Source organism: Streptomyces sp. CA-278952 (genome assembly GCF_028747205.1).
Taxonomy (GTDB): Bacteria; Actinomycetota; Actinomycetes; order Streptomycetales; family Streptomycetaceae; genus Streptomyces.
In genome coordinates this window covers 6,668,101-6,689,991 of sequence record NZ_CP112880.1, presented here as the reverse complement: position 1 = coordinate 6,689,991, position 21,891 = coordinate 6,668,101, and the positions used below count along the sequence as shown (strand labels likewise).

The window sequence follows — 21,891 nt, the reverse complement described above, 5'->3', positions numbered from 1 at the left end:
GTGCCCGCGGCTGACGCTTCAGTCCCCGTACGCCGCGCGCACCGCGTCCTTGGCCAGCGACAGGGCCTGCTGCCGGGTGAGGCCGAGCCGCTCGGCGGTCTCGGCGTACAGCCGCGCGGCGGTCGCCGCCCGCTGCTCGGCCGCTCCCCCGGCGGCCGCGACGAAGGTTCCGTTGCGCCCCCGGGTCTCGATCACCCCGTCCGCCTCCAGGGCCCGGTAGGCCTTGGCGACGGTGTTGGCGGCGAGGCCCAGCTCCTCGGCGAAGCCGCGTACGGTCGGGAGCCGGTGGCCGACGGGCAGCGCGCCGGAACGGGCCAGTTCGGAGAGCTGGGTGCGCAGTTGCTCGTACGGCGCGATGCCGGAGTCCGGGTCGAGGACGATCTTGTCAGTCACGGGGCGATTCTCCCCCACCGGCGAAAAAAGGGGAGGCGTTCGGGGAGCGGCTGCGCATACGGTCCACCGCATGACTGTGATCGTGCGCGATTTCCGGCCGTCCGACGCGGAGGCGTGGACCGAGGCCCGCCGGGCCTCGGTGCCCTGGATGGTGGCCACCCCCGAACAGATCGTCCACGACCTGGCCCACGCCCATCCGGACCGGCATTACCGGCTGCTGGTCGCCGAGGAGGACGGCGAAATCATCGCCACGGCGCAGGCGGGCATCGCCCACGACAGCCCGGAACCGGGGCAGGGATACTTCACGCCGCAGACGCTTCCCGGCCGCACCCACCGCGGCGCGGGCTCGTTGCTGCTGCGCACGGCTGAGGAGCACCTGGCCGAGGCCGGGGCCACCGTCCTGTACGCGTGGGTCCTGGACAACCCGGAGAGCCTGGAGTTCGCCCGCAAGCGGGGCTACCGGCCCAGCCGCTCCGCGCACTTCCAGCGCCTCGATCTCGCGGGCGGGGCCCTGCCGCCGCGCCAGGAGCTCCCGGTCGGCGTCGAGCTGCGTCCCGGCTCCGACTTCGCCGACGATCCTCGGCCACTGTTCGAGGCGGACGCCGAGGTGACGGCCGACGAGCCGGGCGACATCGCTGCCGAGCTGGACGACTACGAGGACTGGCTGACGAGCGTCTGGCAGCACCCGGCCTTCGACCAGGGGCTCACCTCGGTGGTGCTGGTGGACGGGAAGGTGGCGGCGTTCAGCGCGGCCACCACCGACGGCGCGCGGACGTATCTGAGCGCCATGACCGGCACCCTGCGGGACTTCCGGGGGCGGGGACTGGCGAAGCTCGCGAAGAACGACTCGCTGCACCGGGCCCGGGCGGCCGGCTACACGGACGCGTACACCTCCAACGACACCGGCAACGGCCCGATGCTGGCCGTCAACCAGTGGTTCGGCTACCAGATCTGCGCGACGGAGGTCCGCCATGTCCGCACCCTCTGAGCCCCGCGCGGGCCGTACGAAGGGCATCGTCGTCGCCCTGTCCAAGGCGGGCCGCACCAAGATCAGGTATCCGGCGGAGCTGGTCCGGGACGACGGCGTCCGCGTCACCGTCCGGGCGCCCTGGGCCGCCCCGGGGGTGCGGGACTTCGGCTTCGTCCGGTTCGAGCCGGGCGACGTCCTCACCGAGCACTACTGGCGGGACCGGTGGTTCGCGGTGAAGGAGGTCCGCACCGGCGACGGCCGGCTCAAGGGCTGGTACTGCGACATCACCCGGCCCGCCGTGCTGGCGGACGGGGTGCTGGCGGTCGAGGACCTGGACCTGGACCTGTGGGTCTCGGCCGACGGCGCTTCGGTCCTGCGGCTGGACGAGGACGAGTTCGAGGAGAGCGGTCTGGCCGGGCACGATCCGGCGGCGGCCGGGGCGGCGCTCCGGGCCCTGGACGACCTGGAACGCCTGGCCCGGACGGAGGGGCTGACCGCCCTGCTCGGCTGAACGGCCCCGGGCGACGATGGCGGGCGGGGGGCTCGCACGGACCCGCCGGGCGCGGCTTTCCTACGGACCGCCGGGCGGGGGGGCGTACGGACCGCAGGCGCGGCTTTCGTACGGACGCCGGGCGCGGGCGTACGGACCGCAGGGCGCGGCTTTCGTACCGACCGCAGGGCGGCTCAGGGGCGGGGCCGGGAGTCGGCGACCAGCTCCACCTCGTATCCCGCCGGGTCCTCCAGATAGGCGGCGTGATGCCCCTCGCCGCCCGCGTACGGATGACGGTCGGGGAACAGCAGCCGCCAGCCGTACGCCGGGGCCTCGGCGACCAGGGCGTCGAGGGAGGCCCCGTCCGCGACGTGGAACGCCAGGTGGTTGAGGCCGGGGCACAGGCGGTCGTGGTCCCCGGCGGCCAGGTCGGGCGACTGCTCCAGCACGACGTACGAGTCACCGCGCCGCCAGCTGCGGCCGTGGGCCCAGCGCTGGTACGGCACATGGCCGAGCCGGCCCAGCAGCCAGCCCCAGCCGCGCTCCGCCTCCGCCAGGTCCGCCACCCACAGCTCGATGTGGTGCACCCGCCCGGTGACCTCCTCGGCGGCGGGCAGCGGGACGACGCGGCCGGCGCCGCCGGGAACGTACGCGATCGGCTCCCCGTCCCGGTGCCAGTGGATCATGAAGTGCTCGCCCGCCCGGTAACCGTCCAGGCCCGCCCGGCAGTACGCGACCATGTCGTCCGGCAGGGCGGCCAGCGGGAACCAGTCCAGCTCGGAGCACTTCTCCGGCTCCGCGTTGCGCGGCGGGCGGGCCGCGTCGTGCTCCGCGACGAAGAACCAGCCCATGCGCGCCCCGCCGCCGGGGCCCCGGTGCTGCATCACGAGGGCCACCTTCAGCTCCTCGGGCTCCAGGTCGAGGCCGATCTCCTCGGCGGCCTCCCGGATCATCGCCTCGCGGACGTCCTCGCCGTCCTCCGCGTGGCCGGAGGGCATGTGGAGCAGTCCGTCCGCGTACCCCGTGTTGGAGCGGCGGGCCAGCAGGACGTCCGGGCCGCGACGCAGGATCAGATGGACGTCGACGACCTCGGTGTGCCGGTGCGGCGGCATCGCGCGGGCGACCAGCGCATAGCGCTCGTCCTCGACCTCCTTGCCCCAGAGCCGGGAGTCGGGGGCCAGGTCCTCGTGGTGGATGCGCTCGGTGTGGGCGGAGAGCAGGGCGGTGAGCGCGGTGGCGGACAGGCCGGCGCCGCCCCACACCCCTTCGACGAGAACGAGCCGCCCGCCCGGCTTCAGCAGGCCGAACCAGTGCTCCAGGGCTGCCGCGGGGTCGGGCAGCAGCCAGACGACATGCCGGGCCACGACGACGTCGAACACCCGCTCCCCGACCGGGGGCCGGGCGGCGTCCCCGACGAGGACCTCCGCGCCGGTCCCGGCGAGCTTGGCGCGGGCCCGGTCGGCCATGCGGGGCGAGCGGTCGACGGCGGTGACGCGGTGGCCCTGGCCCGCGGCGAGCAGGGAGAGGCTGCCGGTGCCGCACCCCAGGTCCAGCACGTCGGCACGGGTGCCGGGCAGCCAGCTCTCCAGCCGCCCGGCCCAGGCGTCGCGCACCGCGGGGTCGAGGAGCCCGTGGTCGGGCTCCTCGTCGAAGGATCCGGCGGCCGCGTCCCAGTCGATCGTGGTCATGGAGCCGATGCTCTCAGCCGCCACTGACAGTGCGGGACCCCTCTGCCGTTTTCCGGCCACCGCGCAGCCGGACGACCAGCCGGCTGATCAGCGGCCACGCCACGATCAGCACCACGATCGCGTAGACCGTGACGGAGAACGGGGTGTTGACCAGGCCGGACACGCTCCCGTCGCTGATCTGGAGCGCTCGGCGCAGCTGCTGTTCGGCGGCCGGGCCGAGGATCACCCCGATGACGGCGGGCAGCACCGGCAGTCCGTAGCGCCGCATGCCGAACCCGATCAGCCCGATGATCAGGAGGATCACCAGGTCGAGGGACTCGCCGCCGACCGCGTACGCCCCGACGGCGGCGAAGAAGAGGATGCCCGCGTACAGGTAGGGGCGCGGGATCCGCAGGAGCTTCGCCCAGACGGGGGCGAGCGGCAGGTTGAGGGCGAGCAGCAGCACCATGCCGACGAAGAGCGAGGCGATGAGGCCCCAGACCAGCTCCGGTTCGCGTTCGAACAGCAGGGGGCCGGGCTGGATCCCGTACTGCTGGAAGGCGGCCAGCATCACGGCGGCGACGGCGGTGGTGGGCAGTCCGAGCGTGAGCATCGAGACGAGGGTTCCGGCGGCGGAGGCGGAGGCGGCGGCCTCCGGTCCCGCGACGCCTTCGATGGCCCCCTTGCCGAACTGGTCACGGTGGTTGGACAGCCGCTTCTCGGTGACGTAACTGAGGAAGGTGGGGATCTCCGCGCCGCCCGCCGGGATCGCCCCGAAGGGGAAGCCGATGACGGGACCGCGCAGCCAGGGCTTCCAGGTGCGCTTCAGGTCGGCGCGGCCGAGCCACGGTCTGCCGACGGGGATCGGCTTTCCGGTGGAGCGGCGCAGGTGGGCGGCGACCCAGAGCGCTTCGCCGATCGCGAAGAGTCCGACCGCGACGATGACCACGTCGACGCCGTCGGCCAGTTGGAGCGAGCCGAAGGTCAGGCGCTGCTGGCCGGTCATCTGGTCGAGGCCGACCAGTCCGATGGTGAGGCCGATGAGGAGCGAGGCGACGCCGCGGATGCGGGAGGCGCCGAGGACGGAGGTGACGGCGATGAAGGCCAGCACCATGATGGCGAAGTAGTCGGGGGCGCCGATGCCGATGGCGAGGGAGGCGACGGTCGGGGCGAGGACGACCAGCAGGATCGTACCGATCATGCCGCCCGCGAAGTGACCGATCGCGGCGGCGGCGAGAGCCTGCGCTCCGCGTCCGCCCTTCGCCATCGGGTTGCCCTCGATGGCGGCGACCACGGCCGCGCTCTCCCCGGGGGTGTTGAGGAGGATCGAGGTGGTGGAGCCGCCGAACATCGCTCCGTAGTAGATCCCGGCGAACATGATGAACGCGCCGGTCGGGTCGAGTCCGTACGTCACCGGGAGCAGCAGCGCCACGGCCATCGCCGGGCCGATGCCGGGGAGCACGCCGATCGCGGTCCCGAGCAGGACGCCGATCGCGGCCCACAGCAGGTTCATCGGGGTGAGCGCGGTACCGAAGCCGTCGATGAGGGAGTTGAGGGAATCCATCGGTCAGAGCACCCCCATCAGCGGGCCGCCCGGAAGGGGGACACCGAGCAGGTTGTCGAAGACGAAGTAGGTGGCGAGGGAGATGCCGGCCGCGATGAGCGGGTCCCGGCCGTGGTGCCGGCTGCCGAGCGCGTAGGCGGATCCCCAGAAGAGCAGCGCCCCGGCGATCGGGAAGCCCAGGGGGCCGATCAGGACGGCGGCGCCGAGGAAGACCCCGGTGAGCAGGAGGACGGTGCGCCAGTCGGCCGGTTCGTCGAGGTCGACGTCCTCGCCGCCCTCCGCCTCGCCCCGGCCGCCGCGCAGGACGTCGCCGGCGAGCAGGACGGAGATGAGGAGGAACAGACCGCCGATGACGAAGGGGACCGTCCGGGGGCCGACGGGACCGCGCTGGGCGATGTCGACGCTCATGGTGAAGGCGTCGGTGAGAACGAGCACGCCGAGCGCGAACAGCAGGACGCAGACGCCGAGTTCGGAGTGCTCGCGGAGCCAGGAGAGGACGGTGGTCTCCTCCTGTACGGCTTCGGCCTGTACGGCTTCGGCGCTCGGCTGCGCTGCCGAACCGGGAAGTTCGGTGGGGTCGGTGGGTTCGGTGGTCACAGCCCCAGCTCCTTGAGAACGGTGGCGACGCGCTGGTTCTGCTCGTCGAGGAAGTCGCCGAAGGGTTCACCGATGAGGAGGGCGTCGTCCCAGCCGTTCTTCTTCATCGACTCCTGCCACTGCTTCGTGCCGTGGAGTTCGCGGATCAGGCCGGTGAGCTTGTCGCGTTCGGCCGGCGAGAGGCCGGGCGGGGCGACGACGCCGCGCCAGTTGGTGAACTCGGTGTCGAGTCCGGCCTCGCGCAGGGTGGGGGCGTCGAGGCCCGGCACCCGCTTCGGACCGGTCACGGCGAGCAGGCGCAGCTCGCCCGCCTCGATCTGGTCGCGGTACTCGCCGAGACCGGAGACCCCGAAGCCGACCTTGTTGCCGAGGATGGAGGCGAGGAGTTCGCCGCCGCCGTCGAACGGGACGTAGTTGACCGTCCTCGGGGCGATGCCGGCCGCCTGCGCCATGAGCATCGGGGCGAGGTGGTCCGGGCCGCCGGGTGAGGAACCGCCGCCGACCGGGACGTCGGCCGGGTCCTTCTTCCAGGCGGTGAGCAGGTCGGAGATGGTCCGGTGCGGGGAGTCCTTGGAGACGACGACGATGTCCGGCTCCTCGGTGAGCCGGGCGATCGGGGTGGTGTCGGCCAGCGTGCTCGGGGACTTGTTGGTGTGGACGGCTCCGACGACGCCGAGTCCCATGGAGAGGGCGAGCTTGCCGTTGCCGTGTTCGCCGACGAGCCGGGTCAGGCCGACCGTTCCGCCGGCGCCCGGCAGGTTGAACACCTCGATGTTGTGGGTGAGTCCGGCGTCCTCGGCGTTCTTGGCCAGGGTGCGCGCGGTGATGTCGTAGCCGCCGCCGGGAGTGTTGGGGACCATGAAGCGGAGCCCGGGAATCTGGGTGCCGGTGTCGGAACCGTCACCGGTGGACAGCAGGGGTGGCCCCACCACCACCAGCAACGCGGCCCCGAAGAGGGCGAGGAGAGTGCGCAGTCGCACAGGTTCCGCCTTTCGACTGTGAAGTGGCCCACATGTTGCCTGTGCGTTAAGAAGCTGTCTCTCTTCCGGTATCAACGGACGTTGTGGTCGTTGTGGTCGCCGCCTAGCGTGGCGGCGTGACAACTGTGCTGGTGGTGGACGACGACTTCATGGTCGCGAAGCTGCACAGCCGCTATGTGTCCGCTATGGACGGCTTCGCGGTCGTCGGGGTGGCGCACAACGGTGCCGACGCCTTGCGGGCCGCCGAGCGGCTGCGCCCCGATCTGGTACTGCTGGACATCTATCTGCCCGATATGGACGGGATCGGAGTGCTGCGCGCCCTGCGTGCGGCGGAGGAGCGGGACACCTCGCGCCCCAGCGCGGACGCCCTGTTCATCACGGCGGCCCGGGACGCGGGGGTGATCCGGGCGGCGCTGCGGGCGGGGGCCCTGCACTATCTGATCAAGCCGTTCAGCCGGTCCGCGCTCCAGGAGCAGATGCGCCACGTCGCCTCGCTGCGTACCCGCCTGGACAGGCTGGGAGAGGCCCGCCAGGAGGACGTCGACCAGATCTTCGGCACCCGCCCGCCCGGCTCGCGCGAGCTGCCGAAGGGCCTGGCCGCCCCCACGGCCGACCTGGTGGAACGCACCCTGCGCGACCACCCCGAGGGCCTGTCCGCTTCGGAGTGCGCCGAGGTGGGAGCACTGTCCCGGGTGAGCGCGCGCCGCTACCTGGAGTACTTCGCCGGTACGGGGCGCGCGGAGGTGACCTTGCGCTACGGAGGCACGGGGCGGCCGGAGCGGCGGTACCGGTGGACGGGGTGAGGCGGCACATCCCGGCCCTCCACCTGAGCGCCCACTTAGCGGCGCCTTAAAGCCACCATAAGGATCATCACCACCCCCTCCCATCAGGCGTTTTCGGCCTTCGGAGCGGCTAGCTTGCTGAGCGCCACCCTCACAGCTGTGCCGTTTCGAAGGAGATCCATCCATGACCGCTCGTCGCAAGGCCGCCGGTGTCCTCGCCCTCGGTCTGGCCCCGCTCGCACTGGCCGGGCTGGCCTCCGCCCCGGCCGTCGCGCACGGTTCGCTCACCGACCCGGTGAGCCGGGTGTCCGCGTGCTTCGCGGAGGGGCCCGAGAGCCCGGAGTCGGCGGCGTGCCGGGCGGCGGTCGCGGCGGGCGGGACGCAGGCGCTGTACGACTGGAACGGGGTGAACATCGCCAACGCGGCGGGCAAGCACCGTGAGTTGATCCCGGACGGCAAGCTGTGCAGCGCGGCCAACGACAAGTTCAAGGGCCTGGACCTCCCGCGCGCCGACTGGCCGGCCACCGCGATGTCCGCGGGCGAGCACACCTTCCGGTTCCGCGCGACGGCCCCGCACCGGGGATCGTTCGAGCTGTACCTCACCAAGCCCGGGTACGACCCCACGAAGCCGCTGGCCTGGTCGGACCTGGAGGCGAAGCCCTTCGCCGAGGCCACGGACCCGGCGCTGGAGAACGGTTCGTACGTCTTCGACGGGACGGTCCCCGAGCGCTCGGGCCGGCAGCTGGTCTACACGGTCTGGCAGCGCTCCGACTCCCCCGAGGCGTTCTACGCCTGCTCCGACGTGACGTTCGGCGGCGGGACGCAGGACGGTGGGGCGGAGAAGGAGGAGGGGCAGCAGGGGCCCGGTGGTGACTCCGGTGCCGAGGCCCCGGCGGCAGCCCCCTCCGCACCGTCCGAGGACGCCATCGCCGACGGTTCCGAGAAGTCGTCGGTCGAGCACAACGGCCACGGGGACGACGACGCGAACACCGGGGCGAAGGTCACCGCCGCCGCCCCGGCCGCCCCGGCCAAGAAGGCTGAGGGCAACGCCCCGGAGGTCAACGCCGCGGGCTCCGACGAGGTGCTGGCCGAGACGGGCGGGTCCACCAGCAGCACGTATCTGGCGATCGGCGGCGCGGGGGTCCTCGCCGCCGGTGCGGCCGTGCTGTTCGCCTCGCAGCGCCGACGGGCCACCGCCGCTGCCGGCCGCCACAGCCGCTGACCGTCGCAGCACCCCTCCCCATACCCCTGCCGCGTCCCTCCGGGACGTCGGGCGCGGCAGGACGTGACGGGCCGGGGTCCGCCGTCCGCACCGTCGGACGCCGGGCCCCGGCCCGTCGTTGCGCGGCCGGTCAGCCGATGACCGAGGCGCAGGTGGTCGGGGTGGCGCGTGCCGGGTCGAGGGCGTTGGCCACTTCGTGGAAGGCGATGCGGTCGATGGTCCCGATCGCCACGTGCTCGGACAGGTCGAGCGGGCACAGGTCCTGGAGCAGCACGTTGCGTACGTTCGGCCCGTCCAGGTACTGCGTGCGGTACGGGGTCACGACCTGGTCGTACTGGGTCGCGATGACGGTGTAGCGGACGCCGGGGACGGTGTCGCCGCCCGCCGTGAGCTTGGTGATGAAGGGCGATCCCGCGACCTGGTCGGCGAGTCCGGGGGTCTTGTCGCTGATGAACTTCTCGACGCCGGGGAAGAACGGCAGCAGCTTGGTGAGGCCGAGCAGCGTGGTGCCGTGGTTGTCCGGGGCGATGCCGACGAGGGCGTTGACCTTGTCGGCGCCGCCGAGGAACTTCAGGTAGTAGTTCGGCATCATGCCGCCCTGCGAATGGCCGACGAGGTCGGCCTTGGGGGCTCCGGTGGCGTCGAGGACCTTGTCGACGAACACGTCGAGCTGTTCGGCCGACTTGTCGATGGGGCCGAGGCCGTGGAAGAACGGCACGCCGGGGAGCCGGCCGTAGTCGAGGGAGAAGACGCAGTAGCCCCGGTTGACCAGGTAGGGGGCGAGGACCAGCCAGTTGTCGATCGAGTTCCCGAAGGTTCCGTGGACCAGGACGACGGGGCGGGGATGGGCGGCGGAGGGCTTGCAGGAGTAGTCGTTCCAGCCACGCGAAGTGGCCTCGGCGGCGGCCGGGGTCGCCGCGGTCGCGGTCGCCGTGGGGGCGACGAGAACGGTGAGGGCGAGGAGCAGGGCGGCGAGCAGACTGCGCGTGCGGGGAACGCGCGCAGCACGGATCCAGGGCAGCATCGTGTGGTCTCCTTGCGGCTCAAGGGAGGTGCGATGGCGGTGCGCCCTGTGGCCCGGACCACAAGCTTTATGTGCTCATGCCAAATTACGCACGAGTAAGGAGGCGAGGGAAGTTACGCGTCGGTAAAAACTGGCGGGGCGGCAGTGCTCGTTCTCGGCCGCCGACGCGGTCGGCCATCCGTCTCCCCCCGAAGAGGGCGACCCATGGCCGGCCGCATGACGAGGGGTCGGGTCAGTTCACGACGCCGCCCCCGCCGTAGACGTCGACTTGCCGACCTCTCCCGCTTCCCCCGCCTCCCCCTCCTGGCCCGTGCCCCCATCGGCGCGCCCCACGTTCCGGAGCAGCACCGTGGCCGTGACAGCCAGTGCGAGCATGACCGGGACGGCTCCCATCGCGATCCAGGAGAGGCCCTGGGCGAAGGAGTCCCTTGCCACGAAGACGAGTTGGGCCCCTGTCTCCGCAGGCATCCGACCGGCGACCTCGAGGGCCGCGGGCAGGTTGTCGGTGACCGTCTCCCGGGCGGGAGCGGGTACGCCGTCCGGCACCGAGCCGGTCATCCCCCCGTGGTACGCGACGTTGAGCACGCTGCCGAGAACCGCGATGCCGAGGGCGCCGCCCAGTTCCTGGGTCGTCTCCCCCACCGCGGCCGCCGAACCCGCCCGCTCGGGCGGTGCGGCGTCGACGATCATCCCGATCCCGAGGGACGAGACCGGCATCAGACCGGCGAACAGCAGCGACGCCGCCGTGACGACGGTTCCGATCCCGGATCCGCTGTCCACCCGGGAGAGCACGGCGAAGCCGATGGCGGCGATCGTGAGACCGGCGCCAAAGACGTACGCCTTGCCCACCTGGGCCGCCACACCCTGGGCGACGAACATCGCGAGGGTCCCGCTGACGACCATCGGCAGGCTCCACACCGCCGACTCCAGCGGTTCCATGCCCAGCACCATCTGGATGTACTGGGCGATGAGGAACTGGCTGCCCAGCATGAACACCACGGTCAGGGTCAGCGTTCCGAGGGAGACGCTGAAGCCGCGGTCAGCGAAGAGCCTCATGTCGAGCAGCGGGTCGGTGAGCCGGCGCTGCCGTACGACGAAGAGGGCGCCGATCACGAGGCCGGCCACCAGGGCGAACAACGCCGGCCAGGTGACGCCCTCCCCGGCGAACTCCTTCACGCCGAGGACGACCAGCAGGATGGCGGCCAGCGACATCGCGGCGCTGGTCAGATCAAGCCGGCCGGCGTCCGGATTACGGACCTCCGGGAGCACCAACGGGCCCGCCACCAGCAGGAACACCATGACAGGCACCGCCACGAGAAAGACCGAACCCCACCAGAACGCCTCCAGCAGGACGCCGCCGACCAACGGGCCGACCGCGCCGCCCAGCATGAAGCTCGTCATCCAGACGGTGATGGCGAAACCGCGCTGCTCGGCGTCGTGGAACATGGCGCTGATCAGCGACAGCGTCGACGGGCCCAGCACCGCACCGGCGAGGCCGAGGAGGGCGCGGGCCACGATCAGCGTCTCCGCGGTCGGAGCGTAGGCGGCGAGCACCGAGGCGGAGCCGAAGGCCACGGCCCCGATCATCAGCATCCGGCGACGGCCGATGCGGTCGCCGAGCGTACCCATGGTGATCATCGCGCCGGCGATGACGAACCCGTAGACATCGGTGATCCAGAGCAGTTGCGCCCCTGAAGGCTCCAGATCCCGGCTCAGGGTCGGCAGCGCCAGATGGAGCACGCTCATATCCATGATCACGAGCATCGCGGGCAGCGCCAGGGCCGCCAGCCCGATCCACTCGCGCACCCCGGCGCGCGGCGCGGTTTCCGTATCCACCGAATTCTCCCTTCCGGGCCACTCGACCCGTCGGGCTTACCCTAGGTTTCAAGCTTTCGATGGGTAAGGGCTTACCTGTCGGTCAGCCCCGGACCGGGCCGATAGCGCGCAGGCCGGACCGCCGGGCCCGGGGAAACTTTCGAGAAGTCGCCCGACAGGGAAAGGCGCCCCGCTCCACAGGGAGCGGGGCGCCGGACGGACAGCGGGTTCACTTCACGTCGTCATGGCGCTCGCGCGCGGCGAGGACATCTCCGATCCGATGCGTGATCCACTCGACCAGGCCGCCCAGTGTCACCGCCAGCTCCCGCCCCAGAGGGGTGAGCGAGTAGGTCACCCGGGGCGGCACCGTGGCTTCGACCTCACGGGCGATCAGTCCGTCCCGCACGAACACCCGCAGATTCTGGGACAGCATCTTCTCGCTGATGCCGCCGATCCTGTCCCGCAGCACGTAGAAGCGCATCGGCCCCTCCTGCAACGCGGCCAGGATCAGCACGCCCCATCGGCTGCTGACGTGATTCAGCACCGTGCGGGCCGGGCAGTCCGCCGTGAATGCGTCGCTCATCGCGACGGCCTTCTCGTCCTTGACCTCAGAGCTCACGTCCACGGCTGGAACTTACCGCAGAGCATGCCCTTACGAAAGGAAAGCCCTAGGCCCGCCCGCCCCGCGCTACGCCGTTCGGCCCCGCCCCGCCTGCGCGGACGCCGTCACGCCGGGACGGTGGGGGCATGACTTTCGTCGACGAGGTGAAGAACGCCGTCACCCCACGGGCCGCCCTGCTCGTCATCGGTGTGCTCGGTCTGCAACTGCTGTTCATCGCCTCCTACGTCGGAGCGCTGCACAAGCCCACGCCGACGGATGTGGCCTTCGGGGTGGTGGCCCCGCGGCAGATGTCCCAGCAGCTCGTCGACCGGCTGGACGGGCTCCCCGGCGGGCCGCTCGACCCCCGTGCGGTGAGCAGCGCCGCCGAGGCCCGCGAGCAGATCACGAACCGCGACATCGACGGCGCCCTGATCGTCTCGCCGAAGGGCCGCACCGACACCCTGCTGGTCGCCTCCGGGGGCGGGACCGTGCTGTCCGGCGCCCTGGAGAAGATCATCGCCCAGGTCGAGGGCTCCCAGCAGCGGGCGGTGCGGACCGTGGACGTGGCGCCGGCCTCCGCCGACGACTTCGACGGACTCTCGTCCTTCTACCTGGTGGTCGGCTGGTGCGTCGGCGGCTATCTCTGCGCCTCGATCCTGGCGATCAGCGCGGGCACGAAACCCGCCAACCGGCAGCGGGCCACGATCCGGACCTTGGTCATGGCGCTGTACGCGATCGCGGGCGGCATCGGCGGCGCGGTCATCATCGGCCCGATCCTCGGAGCGCTGCCGGGCAGTTTCTGGGGCCTGGCCGGCCTCGGCGCCCTGGTCGTCTTCTCGGTCGGCATGATCACGCTCGCCCTGGAGGCGCTGACCGGCATCGTCGGCATCGGCCTGGCCGTCCTGATCATCGTCATCGCCGGCAACCCGAGCGCGGGCGGAGCCTTCCCGCTCCCGATGCTCCCGGACTTCTGGCGGACGATCGGCCCGGCCCTCCCTCCGGGCGCGGGCACCTGGGTGGCCCGCTCGATCGCCTACTTCCGGGGCAACGCGGTCACCGGGCCCCTGCTGGTGCTCTCGGCCTGGGCGGTCGTCGGCACGGCGCTGACCCTGCTGCTGTCGATGCGGCACCGGGCGGGGCGGGACGACGACGGTACGGAGACGGCACGCGCGGCGGGCGGATCGACGGCAGCCTGACGCCCGCTCCCGCTTCCGCTCGGTAAAACGTTCATGGGGCCGCCCTGCCGGGCGGCCCCATCTGACGTGCGCACCAATTCTTGATGTCCGGTCAGCGCGACGCCTAGTCATGACAGGGGCATGACGACATGCTGGAGCGGCCTCGTACCACCCGACGAGGAGCACGGCCAGGACCACTCCTTTCACCTCACGGAGGTCGCTCATGCGTCGTCGATTCACGGTTCCGCTCGCCGCGGTCGCCCTGTCGCTCCCGCTCAGCCTGATCACCGCCGCCTCCGCCGCGGCCGCCCCCGCCGACAAGCCCCAGGTGCTCAGCTCCTGGACCCAGACGAGCGCCTCCAGCTACAACGCCTGGAACGCCGCCCGCAACAACCAGGGCGCCTGGTCGGCGTTCGGTTTCAACTGGTCGACGGACTACTGCAGCAGCTCCCCCGACAACCCGTTCGGCTTCCCCTTCCAGACCTCCTGCGCCCGCCATGACTTCGGCTATCGGAACTACAAGGCCGCCGGTACGTTCTCCGCCAACAAGGCCCGCGTCGACTCCGCCTTCTACGAGGACCTCAAGCGCGTGTGCGCCCGCTACTCGGGCGCGACGAAGACCTCGTGCAACGGCACGGCCTGGACCTACTACCAGGCCGTGAAAGCCTTCGGCGTCTCCCCGGCCAAGGCGGACGCCGACATTCTGCCCAAGGCCGCCTGACCTCCCTGCCCGGCCACGCCACCCGCTCCACCCCGCACCGCACAAGGGAGAGGCCCCCGGTACGCCGGGGGCCTCTCCGTGACGCGGTGGAACGTCAGCCGATCTCGGCGCCGTAGGCGGCCAGCGCCTCCGGTACCGGCTGGAAGAAGGTCGTACCGCCCGAGGAGCAGTCGCCGCTGCCGCCCGAGGTCAGACCGAGCGCGGTGTCGCCCGCGAAGAGGGCGCCGCCACTGTCGCCGGGCTCGGCGCAGACCGTCGTCTGGATGAGGCCGTTGACGATGTCGCCGTTGCCGTAGTTGACCGTGGCGTCCAGCGCGGTGACCTCACCGTCGTGCACCTGGGTGGTGGAGCCGCTGCGGGTGACCGCCTGGCCGACCGTCGCGTCGCCCGCCTGCGTGATCGCCTGGGTCGAGCCGTCGTAGAGGTTCACCTCGCTCGGGTGCGCGGTGTCCGAGGTGTACTTGACCAGGCCGTAGTCGTTCTCCGGGAAGCTGGACCCCTCGTTCGCCCCGACCTCCGCGCCGCCCTGGGTGTCCGACCAGCTGGTGACCGACTCGGTGCAGTGGCCGGCGGTCAGGAAGTACGGCTCCCCGCCCTTGACCACGTTGAAGCCGAGGGAACAGCGGGAGCCGGAGCCCCAGATCGCGTCGCCGCCCGCGATCAGCGGCGTGAACTCACCCGCCGTCCTGTTGAGTTCGGCCGTGCCGCCGAGACCCTCGACCACGGCCGAGAGCTTCTTCCAGGCCGCGCCGTCGACCGTGCTGTCGGCGGTGACGAGCACCTTGTTGCTCACCGGGTCGACCGCCCAGGAGGTGCCCGGGATCGTCGCCCTGTCGGTGAGGGTCCCCCGGGCCGACTTCAGCTCGGCGAGGGAGTTCTCCACGATTCTGGCCTTGCCGCCCGCCTGGCGGACCTGCTCGGCGGCGGCCTCGTCGACGACGTTCACGACGAGGTTCTTCGCCGTGGTGTCGTAGTACGAGCCTGCCGCGTCCGCGCCCAGGTCCCGGTCCAGGGCGGTGGCCAGTTCTCCGGCCGCGTCCGCGCTGAGGGTCTTGGCCGCGAACGCCGGCACATCGTCACTGGCGTTCGCAGTCTGGAACGTGAATCCCGCTGCGACCAGGGCGACGACGGCCGTGCCGGCCAGCGTCGCGCGCTTCCTGGATATACGTCGATGCTTCAACTTCGACCTCCTGTGGGGCCGCGCACGGAGCAAGTGGGGTGCTCGTACACGGAGGATGGGGCGCCCACTATTCCGACGCGGGGAAACGCACACAAGGTCGACTTCCAGACGTGCACACGACAGCGACGCTTCGCCCGCGAGGTGTTCACCTACCCCGGGTCCTGCCACGTCGGTTCCGATCGCGAACACCCGGTGCAACCGTCGACGGCCCCTGGGTGAGGACTAGTCCTGTCCGGTATTCGCCGGTGCCGGTCCGGATGGTGTGCCGACCCGTCCGGATGCCGACGGAAATCGTCCGCCGGGAGCCTCCCCGTACCTTCACAGTTCCTGACGCTCAACCGTCCCGGTAACGCCCCTGATGGGTCATCATCGAAAGGGCAGCACACGCCGGGCGCACCGTGCCCGGGCCGGCCGGGTGACCGAGCGGAGGAGGAACGGGTGCGCAATCGGGTGCTCGCGGCGGACGGGCGGCATCTGATGGTGGAGCGGATGGGCGACCCACGGGGGAGACCGGTCTTCCTCCTCCACGGCACCCCGGGCAGCAGGCTCGGGCCCGCTCCCCGCGGCATGGTGCTGTATCAGCGCCATACGCAGCTGATCACCTACGACCGCCCGGGATACGGCGGCAGCGACCGGCACGAGGGCCGCCGGATCAAGGACGTCGTCGAGGACGTCCGGGCCATCGCCGACTCCCTGGGCCTGAAGCGCTTCGCCGTGGTGGGCCGCTCCGGCGGGGCCCCGCACGCCCTGGCCTGCGCGGCGCTGATGCCGGAACGGATCACCCGGACCGCGGCACTGGTCAGTCTCGCGCCCCCGGACGCGGCCGGTCTCGACTGGTTCGACGGGATGACCGCGTCCAATGTGCTCGCGTACTCCACGGCGGCCGACGACCCGGAGAGCCTTGCGCAGTCCTTCATCATGCGCTCGGCGCAGATCCGCCGGGACCCGGTCAGGCTCCTGGACGACCTGCGCCGGGAGCTGACCGACTCCGACCGGGTGGTGGTCAACGACGCGGGGATCCGCTCCATGCTGCTGCGCAACTACAGCGAGGGGCTGCGCACCTCGGCGTACGGCTGGATCGACGACGCCATCGCGTTCTGCAGCCCCTGGGGGTTCGATCCCGGCCGGATCACCGGCAAGGTGCTGCTCTGGCACGGAGTGCAGGACGTCTTCTCCCCGGTCGGCCACTCCCGCTGGCTGGCCGGGCAGATACCGGGCGCCACCGCCGTACTCGAACCGGAGGCGGCCCACTTCGACGCGTTCCCCATGCTCCCGCGCGTCCTGGACTGGCTGCTGGACGAGCGGGAGCCCCCGGACGGGACCGTGCGGGCCGGCCGGCCGGGAGGGTGAGCCCTCCCGGCCGTCCGGTCACACCGACATCGGTTCCAGTTCCCGCCGGAACCGCTCCTCGGTCCGGGCCATCCGGACCAGCGGATGGTCGTCGCCGAGCTGGCGCGACAGCTCGGGGACGATCTCCGCCCGCAACTGCACCGCCTCGTCCTCCCGCCCCACGGCAGCGAGCGTGACCGCCATGTTCGAGGACATGGCCAGGGTCTCCGGATGGTGCGCCCCGAGCGCCTCGCGCAGCTGTCCGGCCAGCCGCTGCTCCGTCTTCAGCACGATGTCCAGCTCCCCCCGGTCCGCCGTCGCGCTGGCCAGGTTCATCACACAGAACAGGGTGTTCGGGTGCTCGCGGCCGAAGGTCTCCCGCATGGAGGCGACGACCAGCTTCAGCACCCGCTCCGCCGCTTCCGTCTCCCCGGCCCCCGTCAGATAGACGCCGAGGTTGTTCTGTGCCGCCAGGGTGTACGGGTGCCTCTCCCCCGGCACCTTCATGAACTGGTCGACGACCTCCTGCGCCGTGTCCCTCGCCTCGACGCTCTCGCCCGCCGCGAACAGGTCCGCGGCGAGGTTGAGGTCGCAGGCGAGCGAATCGGGGTTGGCGGTGGTGTACTTCGCCCGGTACCGGGCGCGGGTCGCCACCGTGAGACGGCGGGCGTCCTCCAGCCGGCCCGCCCTGCGCAACGACACCGCGAGGCTCTTCGCGGCGCTCAGCGTGGTGGGGAAGCTGCGGCCCATCGTCTCCTTGAAGCTGTTGTACGTGGTACTGAGCAGCCCCACCGAGTCCTCGTACCGTCCGACCTCCCGCAGGTCACGGGCGAGGTTCATCGCGGAGGACAGGCTGTAGGGGTGCTCCGGTCCGAGCACCTGGGAGCGGAGGTCGTAGACGTCCTGGTCGATCTCCCGGGCGCGGGCGTACTGGCCGACGCTGCGCAGGTTCAGGGCCAGGTTGTTGGCGGCGGCCAGGGTCCGGGGGTGGGAGTCGTGGAAGATCTGCCCGAACCCCTCGTGGGCCTCGGTCGCCATCTCGATCGCCCGGGCGTAGTCGCCCAGCAGACCGAGGTCGATGGCCAGGCTGCTGGTGGTCATGTACGTGTGCGGGTGCTCGGGCCCCAGCACCGCCCGCTGCCGCTCCAGGGTGAACTCGTCCAGCTCCTTCGCCTCCACGTAACGCCCGCGGGTGCGCAGGATGTTGGAGAGGTGGAAGCAGAGGTAGAGGTACTGCAGATCCCGCTCCCCCAGCTTCTCCCGCCAGATCTCCCGCAGCTCGTCGCCGAGCGCGCCCGCGGTCCTGACATCGCCGCGCTTCCAGAGGTAGCGGACCCGGTCGATCAGGAGCCTGCGGGTCTCCGGCTCCTTGCAGTTGCGGGCGTCGGAGGGGCCGAGGTGCGGCCAGATCGTCGCGAAGCGCGGCCACGTCTCCGGGTTGTCGATCGGCTCGTCGTCGTCGGGCCGGGCGCCGGCCAGGATGCGGTGGACGACGTGCCGGGCCTCGCGCTGCTCCTCCTCGCTGAGCTGCGCCTTGATCACGGCCTGGACGAGGCGGTGGACCTGGATGGAGTTGGAGACCTGGTCGACCTTGGCGAGGGCGAACCGGCCGATCTCCCGGATGACCCGGCCCAGCACCAGCTTCTCCTGGAGCGAGGAGTCGTACGGCTTCAGCGCGTCGATCATCTCCTTGCTGTAGAGGAGGTTCGCGGAGATCGGTTCCGGGGCGAAGAAGGCGCAGAGCTGGAGGAGCCGCACGGCGGCGGGCGAGCGCTCCTTGAGCCGGGCGATGGAGATGTTCCAGGTCGCGGCGACCGGTTCCGGGTAGCCGGCCGGCTGGTTGAGCCCGAGGACCTGGGGAGCCTGCCGGGCGAGCTGTTCGAGATAGGCGTCGATGGGAGTGGCGGTCTCCGCGATCCAGGCGGCCGCCTGCTCCACGGCGAGCGGCAGGTCGCCCACGGCGGTCGCCACCTGGTCGGCGTCCTCGTCGCTGAGCCCCGGCGCCCGGCGCTGGAGGTGTTCGATCGACTCCTCGCGCAGGAAGACGTCCACGGGCAGCGCGTCCCCGTGCTGGGACCAGCTCTGGTTGCGGGAGGTCACCAGGATGTGGCCGGAGCCGCCCTGCGGGAAGTAGCGGCGCAGCTGCTCGGGGTCGTCCGCGTTGTCGAAGACCAGCAGCCAGCGGTCCGAGGGCACGCCGCGCCGCAGCAGGTCGACGGCCTCCTGGGAGGCGGCGGCCATGTCGTCGCCGCCCTGGGCGCCGAGCCGGACGGCGAGCTCGGCGAGCGAGGCGACCACGTCGTCGGTCTGCTCGGACGATATCCACCACACCAGGTCGTAGTCGGCCATGAAGCGGTGCACGTATTCCAGGGCCACCTGGGTCTTGCCGACGCCGCCGAGTCCGTACAGGGTCTGCGGCTGCGGCAGGACGACGGCCAGGCCGCCGCCGAGCTGGTCGCGCATCCGCTCCAGGACGAGCGAGCGGCCGGTGAAGCCGGGGTTGCGGGGCGGCGCGTTCCAGATCCTCGGCACGGTGCCGGGGAAGCGGGGCCCGGGCGAGACCCCGTCCGCCACCTGCACCGGGCGATCCAGGGCCCGCATCACGGCGGTGGTGGCGTGCACCTCGTCCAGCCGGAAGAGGTCGACGGGGTTGCGGTCGATGTAGGGGGCGCTCAGGCGTACGTCCCCGACCCGCAGGGGGACCAGTCGGCGGCGGCCGCTGCCGACGGCCTCCGCGGCGGTCCGCTCCCACAGCTCGACCGCGCGCTGGGACTTCAGGTAGGCGCTGGAGAGCAGCACGACGGTGCGGGCGGCGCTCTCCGCGGTGGTGTCGGCTGGCTCGTCGGGGGAGCGTTCGGCGGAGACGTCACGCGGGACCACCCGGAAGCCGGCCCGGGTGAGGATCGATTCGAGCCAGTCGGCCCACATCCGGTTCTCCGCCACATAGCTGAGGAAGAGATCGGCGGGCAGGGCGGGCCTGCGCCGGGTGAAGGCGTCGCGGATCCGCAGGCGGACCTCCTCGCCGATCGGGGGCATCGAGGTGATCTCCCGGTCGGTGATGACCGCGACGAGCCGTTCGAAGGCGGAGAGCAGCGAGTTGGAGAGCCCGGCCTCGTCCCCGAAGGTGGCGAGCGTCTCCTCGTAGGCGTAGTAGGGCCGGTAGGGAATCTCCACCGCGCCCCAGTAGGCGGTGAGTTCGTCGCCGGACAGGTCGCGCGGGAGCCGGTCGAACTTGAGCCGGGCCAGCGCCCGCCCGGCGTCCGCCTTCTCCTTCTCACCCTCGTCGATGCGCATCGGGACGGGGTAGAGGGCGATGGGGCGGCCGGTGTTGCGCTCGGCGATCTGGCGGGCGACGGAGGCCGCGCCGTCGATGGACTGGTCGCTGAGGGTGAAGCAGTCGACGAGCACGTCCGGGAGGTGGACGGTGCAGATGTCGGCGATGTCGCTGAGGCCGGTCCGGCTGTCGATGAGGACGTAGTCGTAGTTGGCCTTCATGTCGTCGCGCAGCGCGTCGAAGAAGTGGCCGCCGCCGAACCGGTCGTAGAAGTTGTCCCAGTCGAAGGTGGAGACGGTCGCGGAGTATTCGCGGTTCTGCCGTCCGGCGGAGACGAAGTCGAGCGTCCCGCCCTGCGGGAACTCCCAGCCGAGCGACTCCGGGGTCAGCGACACGGCGTGCGGCTGGATGCGGGCGTAGTCGCGGTGCCAGTCCTCGGGGCGCTGGGCGGGGCTGGTCGCGGCCCAGGCGTACTCGGTGATCAGGTCGATCACGCCGGTGGTGGCGCCGAGGGTGGCCGGGTCGAGGAAGGGGTGGAAGAACCGGTGCAGCCCGGGGGCCTCCAGGTCCCAGTCGACGGCCAGCACCCGCTTGCCGTTGGCCGCGAGGATCCAGGCGGTGTTGGCGAGCGCCATGGTGCGCCCGGTACCGCCCTTGTACGAGTAGAAGGTGACGATGCGCCCGTCACGACCGGCACTCATAGGTCCTCCGCTTCCGTCGCAGGGTCGTGCGGGTCGGGGATGTAACTCGTGCTGCCCATGGGGCCGGTGAGCCGGGTCCGCTCACCGGAGCCGCCGCCGGATCCGGGAGGGTAGGCCTTGGCGTGCTTGAGGTACTGCTGGGCGGCCACCTCGACCACCTGGGGCAGGAGTTGACCGAACGCCTCCATGGTGGGCACTCCCTTCGCGGCGGCCCGGCACAGGGCCCGGCCCTGGCCCATCTTGATCGGCATGGTCGCTTCGAGCGTCTGGGTGAGCTCGCTCTCCGCCGCTCTGCTCTGGTGGTCGTCGCGGCTCCACGGCACGACCATGGTCACCCAGGGCCGGTTCTCCGCGTCGAAGGCGGCGAGCCTGCGGCGGTGGTCCTCGTCCCGGAGGGCCCAGCGGTCGACGAGCAGGATCTCCGGGGTGGTGGGCGGGGTCTTGCCGTCGTGCCGGTCCTCGTCGAACGAGGTGATGACGGCCTGGTAGTTGAGGGAGCGGACCAGTTCCTCCGCCACATAGGCCAGCGGGCGCGCGGCGGCCGGGTAGTAGGGGTTCCAGTCCTGGGGGTGGTCGCCGTAGTGGTCGCTGTTGCGGCCCTCGGGCAGATCGTGGCGCGTCGGCGCCGCGATGGTGATCTGCATCGGCCGGGGGGCGCCGACTCCGCTGCTGGGGGAGCCGAAGGCGCTGGGCGCGAGGCGGTAGTCGACGGGCCGGCCGGTGTCGATGCGGACCGAGTCGGCGACGCTCACGATGCGTTTGGCCAGTTCGTAGACGGCCCGTTCGTACTCCTCGGCGAAGAGTCTGAGCTTGATCAGGCCGTACAGGCCGTCGCTGACGTACCGTTCCCCGAAATCACGGTGGTTGAACTGCAACCGCTCCGCGGAGCCGGGCAGTTGGCTCGGCGGCACCGGTACCCAGAGTGCCGGGACGATGGCCTCGGCGGGCTGGTTGGAGCGGGCGCGGTGGTGGATGGCGCGCTGTTCGAAGGCGTACCACTCCTTGCCGCACATCTCGCTGGCGAAGTAGCGCGGCGAGAACAGCGGGACGAAGACCCGGCAGGTGGCGAGGACATCGCCGAGCCGTTCCGACCAGCCCTCTCCGGAACGTATCTCCCGGTCCATGAAGCCCGCCGGCGCGCCCGCGGGTAAGTCGGTCATGGCCATCACGTGGCCGCAGAGGTCCTGGAAAAGCCGTTCGACCCACATATCGGGGTCCGTGCCGCCGCCGTACCCCGGCGTGTGGGCGTAACTCAGAAAGAAATACGGCCGATGGCCCACCGCTCGCTGTTGCGTCGATGCGTGCACACGACCCCCGTCCTGTGTGAGCACTCGCATCCCGGAAGGAGGAAGGGAGTGGAAGCGAACTCATCATTCCGGAGCGGACCGCTTTCCACCCCCCTGCCG

The 21,891-nt window shown here is 71.5% G+C and carries 18 protein-coding genes; 7 read left to right on the top strand and 11 right to left on the bottom strand.

Features of this window, described 5'->3' with window-relative positions; all coding sequences use genetic code 11:
- Positions 1–18: 18 nt before the first annotated feature.
- Positions 19–393 carry a GntR family transcriptional regulator gene (locus N7925_RS29630; protein WP_007448684.1) on the bottom strand — a complete coding sequence of 125 codons (375 nt, stop codon included), beginning with the start codon at positions 391–393 and terminating at the stop codon, positions 19–21.
- A gap of 70 nt (positions 394–463) precedes the next feature.
- Here N7925_RS29630 and N7925_RS29625 point away from each other — a divergent pair, with 70 nt between their 5' ends.
- Positions 464–1,381, top strand: a complete 918-nt coding sequence (locus N7925_RS29625; RefSeq protein WP_274345686.1) for a GNAT family N-acetyltransferase — start codon at positions 464–466, stop codon at positions 1,379–1,381.
- Positions 1,365–1,874, top strand: coding sequence for a DUF402 domain-containing protein (locus tag N7925_RS29620; protein ID WP_274345685.1), 510 nt, complete (start codon positions 1,365–1,367; stop codon positions 1,872–1,874). Before N7925_RS29625 ends, N7925_RS29620 begins: the two co-directional genes overlap by 17 nt.
- A gap of 173 nt (positions 1,875–2,047) precedes the next feature.
- Here N7925_RS29620 and N7925_RS29615 read toward each other — a convergent pair whose 3' ends face one another.
- From N7925_RS29615 to N7925_RS29600, 4 genes are read right to left on the bottom strand one after another with little or no spacing between them, the layout of a single operon-like run.
- Positions 2,048–3,541, bottom strand: coding sequence for a trifunctional class I SAM-dependent methyltransferase/NUDIX hydrolase/VOC family protein (locus N7925_RS29615; protein ID WP_274345684.1), 1,494 nt, complete (start codon positions 3,539–3,541; stop codon positions 2,048–2,050).
- Between the two features lie 13 nt (positions 3,542–3,554).
- Positions 3,555–5,084: a tripartite tricarboxylate transporter permease gene (locus N7925_RS29610; protein ID WP_274345683.1), complete on the bottom strand. Its 1,530-nt coding sequence runs from the start codon at positions 5,082–5,084 to the stop codon at positions 3,555–3,557.
- Between the two features lie 3 nt (positions 5,085–5,087).
- A complete protein-coding gene (locus N7925_RS29605; RefSeq protein WP_274345682.1) occupies positions 5,088–5,681 on the bottom strand; it encodes a tripartite tricarboxylate transporter TctB family protein in 594 nt (197 codons plus the stop codon).
- A complete protein-coding gene (locus N7925_RS29600) occupies positions 5,678–6,661 on the bottom strand; it encodes a Bug family tripartite tricarboxylate transporter substrate binding protein (protein WP_274345681.1) in 984 nt (327 codons plus the stop codon). The genes N7925_RS29605 and N7925_RS29600 overlap by 4 nt, the downstream gene beginning before the upstream one ends.
- A 125-nt stretch (positions 6,662–6,786) precedes the next feature.
- Between N7925_RS29600 and N7925_RS29595 the strand changes: the two genes are divergently transcribed.
- Positions 6,787–7,464 carry a response regulator gene (locus tag N7925_RS29595; protein WP_265604047.1) on the top strand — a complete coding sequence of 226 codons (678 nt, stop codon included), beginning with the start codon at positions 6,787–6,789 and terminating at the stop codon, positions 7,462–7,464.
- Positions 7,465–7,627: 163 nt separating this feature from the next.
- A complete protein-coding gene (locus tag N7925_RS29590; protein ID WP_274345680.1) occupies positions 7,628–8,665 on the top strand; it encodes a lytic polysaccharide monooxygenase auxiliary activity family 9 protein in 1,038 nt (345 codons plus the stop codon).
- A gap of 130 nt (positions 8,666–8,795) precedes the next feature.
- Here the strand turns inward: N7925_RS29590 and N7925_RS29585 are convergent, their stop codons facing one another.
- The 3 genes from N7925_RS29585 to N7925_RS29575 all read right to left on the bottom strand — a co-directional run bounded on the left by N7925_RS29585 (position 8,796) and on the right by N7925_RS29575 (position 12,129).
- Positions 8,796–9,689: an esterase/lipase family protein gene (locus N7925_RS29585; protein WP_265602445.1), complete on the bottom strand. Its 894-nt coding sequence runs from the start codon at positions 9,687–9,689 to the stop codon at positions 8,796–8,798.
- A gap of 237 nt (positions 9,690–9,926) precedes the next feature.
- Entirely contained in the window at positions 9,927–11,525 is a 1,599-nt protein-coding gene (locus tag N7925_RS29580; protein ID WP_265602444.1) for an MFS transporter, read from the bottom strand.
- Between the two features lie 208 nt (positions 11,526–11,733).
- A complete protein-coding gene (locus N7925_RS29575) occupies positions 11,734–12,129 on the bottom strand; it encodes a winged helix-turn-helix transcriptional regulator (RefSeq protein WP_416222941.1) in 396 nt (131 codons plus the stop codon).
- Positions 12,130–12,251: 122 nt separating this feature from the next.
- Here N7925_RS29575 and N7925_RS29570 point away from each other — a divergent pair, with 122 nt between their 5' ends.
- Together N7925_RS29570 and N7925_RS29565 are read left to right on the top strand one after the other, a co-directional pair.
- Positions 12,252–13,301 carry a DUF3533 domain-containing protein gene (locus tag N7925_RS29570; protein ID WP_274345679.1) on the top strand — a complete coding sequence of 350 codons (1,050 nt, stop codon included), beginning with the start codon at positions 12,252–12,254 and terminating at the stop codon, positions 13,299–13,301.
- 202 nt (positions 13,302–13,503) lie between these two features.
- Positions 13,504–14,001, top strand: a complete 498-nt coding sequence (locus N7925_RS29565; RefSeq protein ID WP_274345678.1) for a phospholipase — start codon at positions 13,504–13,506, stop codon at positions 13,999–14,001.
- A gap of 94 nt (positions 14,002–14,095) precedes the next feature.
- On the opposite strand, the gene N7925_RS29560 is transcribed toward N7925_RS29565, so the two are convergent.
- Positions 14,096–15,181 carry a S1 family peptidase gene (locus tag N7925_RS29560; RefSeq protein WP_443032269.1) on the bottom strand — a complete coding sequence of 362 codons (1,086 nt, stop codon included), beginning with the start codon at positions 15,179–15,181 and terminating at the stop codon, positions 14,096–14,098.
- A gap of 438 nt (positions 15,182–15,619) precedes the next feature.
- Between N7925_RS29560 and N7925_RS29555 the strand changes: the two genes are divergently transcribed.
- On the top strand, positions 15,620–16,531 hold the full coding sequence (locus tag N7925_RS29555) for an alpha/beta fold hydrolase (RefSeq protein WP_265602440.1): 912 nt from the start codon (positions 15,620–15,622) through the stop codon (positions 16,529–16,531).
- Positions 16,532–16,549: 18 nt separating this feature from the next.
- Here N7925_RS29555 and fxsT read toward each other — a convergent pair whose 3' ends face one another.
- Together fxsT and fsxC are read right to left on the bottom strand one after the other, a co-directional pair.
- Positions 16,550–20,485 carry an FxSxx-COOH system tetratricopeptide repeat protein gene (gene fxsT, locus N7925_RS29550; RefSeq protein ID WP_274345677.1) on the bottom strand — a complete coding sequence of 1,312 codons (3,936 nt, stop codon included), beginning with the start codon at positions 20,483–20,485 and terminating at the stop codon, positions 16,550–16,552.
- Positions 20,482–21,822: an FxsC protein gene (fsxC, locus tag N7925_RS29545; RefSeq protein WP_228924939.1), complete on the bottom strand. Its 1,341-nt coding sequence runs from the start codon at positions 21,820–21,822 to the stop codon at positions 20,482–20,484. Before fsxC ends, fxsT begins: the two co-directional genes overlap by 4 nt.
- Between the last annotated feature and the right edge of the window lie 69 nt (positions 21,823–21,891).

Excerpts from the sequence above, each read along its gene's own strand:
- N7925_RS29610 (WP_274345683.1), bottom strand. The coding sequence starts at position 5,084 with ATGGATTCCCTCAACTCCCTCATCGACGGCTTCGGTACCGCGCTCACC.
- N7925_RS29585 (WP_265602445.1), bottom strand. The coding sequence starts at position 9,689 with ATGCTGCCCTGGATCCGTGCTGCGCGCGTTCCCCGCACGCGCAGTCTG.
- fxsT (WP_274345677.1), bottom strand. The coding sequence starts at position 20,485 with ATGAGTGCCGGTCGTGACGGGCGCATCGTCACCTTCTACTCGTACAAG.
- N7925_RS29565 (WP_274345678.1), top strand. The coding sequence starts at position 13,504 with ATGCGTCGTCGATTCACGGTTCCGCTCGCCGCGGTCGCCCTGTCGCTC.
- N7925_RS29625 (WP_274345686.1), top strand. The coding sequence starts at position 464 with ATGACTGTGATCGTGCGCGATTTCCGGCCGTCCGACGCGGAGGCGTGG.
- N7925_RS29620 (WP_274345685.1), top strand. The coding sequence starts at position 1,365 with ATGTCCGCACCCTCTGAGCCCCGCGCGGGCCGTACGAAGGGCATCGTC.
- N7925_RS29615 (WP_274345684.1), bottom strand. The coding sequence starts at position 3,541 with ATGACCACGATCGACTGGGACGCGGCCGCCGGATCCTTCGACGAGGAG.
- N7925_RS29570 (WP_274345679.1), top strand. The coding sequence starts at position 12,252 with ATGACTTTCGTCGACGAGGTGAAGAACGCCGTCACCCCACGGGCCGCC.
- N7925_RS29590 (WP_274345680.1), top strand. The coding sequence starts at position 7,628 with ATGACCGCTCGTCGCAAGGCCGCCGGTGTCCTCGCCCTCGGTCTGGCC.
- fsxC (WP_228924939.1), bottom strand. The coding sequence starts at position 21,822 with ATGCGAGTGCTCACACAGGACGGGGGTCGTGTGCACGCATCGACGCAA.